At 45.4% G+C, this 2,018-nt stretch carries 2 protein-coding genes and 1 pseudogene; all 3 read right to left on the reverse strand.

Going from position 1 to position 2,018, the window contains the following annotated elements; translation table 11 throughout:
- Positions 1–51 precede the first annotated feature (51 nt).
- Positions 52–1,434, reverse strand: a pseudogene (locus DXB15_RS16695) (DNA polymerase); the annotation flags it as partial.
- A gap of 54 nt (positions 1,435–1,488) precedes the next feature.
- Entirely contained in the window at positions 1,489–1,674 is a 186-nt protein-coding gene (locus DXB15_RS16700; protein WP_118703560.1) for a hypothetical protein, read from the reverse strand.
- A 66-nt stretch (positions 1,675–1,740) separates the two neighbouring features.
- On the reverse strand, positions 1,741–1,929 hold the full coding sequence (locus tag DXB15_RS16705; RefSeq protein WP_118703561.1) for a hypothetical protein: 189 nt from the start codon (positions 1,927–1,929) through the stop codon (positions 1,741–1,743).
- Positions 1,930–2,018: the final 89 nt, after the last annotated feature.

A 2,018-nucleotide genomic window follows, 5' to 3' on the forward strand; every position in this document is an offset into this window, starting at 1 on the left:
ATGAAATACTGTATAAGGAATTCTCATTTTGACTTGTACTATTTATATTCTAGCACCAAGTGCACCCACAGAACCACCGTATCCAAGGGCAAGTTCTGCAATTTTACCTTTTTGACGGAGGTGGCCATTGATACCGTGTTTTTCAACGGGAACCTTAAACATTTGACTTGCAGAGGCACAGTAGATGTCGCCACCTTTGGCAAAGACATCCTGTCGCCATTTTTCACCGGCAAACCATGCGATGACACGAGCTTCAATAGCAGAAAAGTCAGCCACCATGAATTGTGTACCTTCTCTGGGGATGAAAGCGGTGCGGATAAGCTGTGAGAGTGTATCCGGCACATCTTCGTAGAGGAGTTTAACGGCTTCAAAGTCGCCAGAGCGTACCAGCGAGCGTGCTTCTGCAAGATCTGCTAGGTGGTTTTGTGGTAAATTTTGCAGCTGAATATTACGACCGGAAAATCTTCCAGTGCGGTTGGCTCCATAAAATTGGAACATGCCACGGGCACGACCATCGGCACAAACGGTCTTTTCCATTGCCTGATATTTGCGGACGGAGGATTTGGCTAGCTGCTGCCTTAAGGTGAGAACTTGTGCGAGCGTTGGAGGAGCGGACTTCAGTAACTCTGTGACAGCTTTCTTACCAAGAGTATCTGTTTCCAGTCCATTATCGGAAAGCCATGCCTTCATCTGCTGGACGGAGTTCGGATTTTCAAGTTCCGTGATTGTTTTCATAGTATCTGTAAGTTCTTTTCGAGAGCGAGTATCCATCTCAATGGCGGCAGCAACAAGATCCATATCCAAGCGGACGCCACGATCATTGATTTTTTGATCCAGATGGTATTCATCCCAGCTCTGAGCTGGAACCGGGAACTTTGCGAGTCTCTGCTGGATGCCCATTTCCGTTTCTACATCACGGATGTTATATTTCTTGAACATGACCCACTTATCCGGAGCGTGGAAAGGGCGGTTACGTGTGCGTTGACCATTGGCTTTGGTAGGAGCACAAGGCTGGCAGAAGTATTTGATGAGATCTTTACCTTCTGAGAGTTTTTGCTTTTCAAGTCCCAGAACAGCGCCGACACCTTCCAAGGAGAGTGGAAGCCCCATCGTGGCAGACCATATCATAGAGCAACGCCAGCTTTCCGGTTTCAGATATTCTCCGGTCGGATAACCTAAGAAGCGAGAAAGACAGATTCGCTCAAAGGTAGCGTTGAAGGCCCACTTGATGACACATTCATCCTCTAGGGCAAGAAGGATCTCTTTTGGAATCTGTTCTCCGCAGGCAAGATCGATGACTTGAACAGGCTGGCTATCTATACTGTAGGCAAAGAGTAAGATTTCAAAATCAGGTGACTCTACATAGCGATATACTCCAGTTTTCTGAAGTGGCACATCACTGTAGGTTTCGATATCGATACTAAGTGTTTTCATGAGATTGTCCTTTCTATAAAACAGGCAGCAGAGAAATCCCTGCCGCCTGCCTTGTTACTGTTTATCTTTATTGGATTTATATTTATTGATGTCACGACGAATGTGGTATATCGCATAGCGGATAAGGTAGAGAATGACTTTCCCTACGTTGTAGATGATGAAACCATATACCGCTACCAAAAAGGTATAGGCGATGACATTGCCAATAAAGAGATTCAAAGTTTCTACAAATTCATTCATAGATTGTCTCCTTTTGTCGAAAAATGTCGATGGTGGCAGTGGGGCCACCGCCATTGGGTTGATAAATTACTTAAAGTCCTTCATGCGCTTCTCGTGGTATTCGAGGTCACGCTTGTCCTTTTCCTGTTCACGCTTTTCACGCTTGTGGTCATTGATGATGCTCTGAATGATAGAGACCGCAGTAGCAAGTCCCACACAAGCGAAGCAGCCGATACAGATGTTTACAAGAATCGTACTAATCATGATTGTCTCCATAGTTTATCACCTCCATTAATCAAGGAAATCTAGCCATGAGCAAAACTCCACACATTCAGTATTTATGCGGGGTTGCGAGGCATGGCAAC

The organism is Roseburia sp. OM02-15 (genome assembly GCF_003481835.1).
Classification (GTDB): Bacteria; Bacillota; Clostridia; order Lachnospirales; family Lachnospiraceae; genus Eubacterium_I; species Eubacterium_I ramulus_A.

Excerpts from the sequence above, each read along its gene's own strand:
- DXB15_RS16700 (WP_118703560.1), bottom strand. The coding sequence starts at position 1,674 with ATGAATGAATTTGTAGAAACTTTGAATCTCTTTATTGGCAATGTCATC.
- DXB15_RS16705 (WP_118703561.1), bottom strand. The coding sequence starts at position 1,929 with ATGGAGACAATCATGATTAGTACGATTCTTGTAAACATCTGTATCGGC.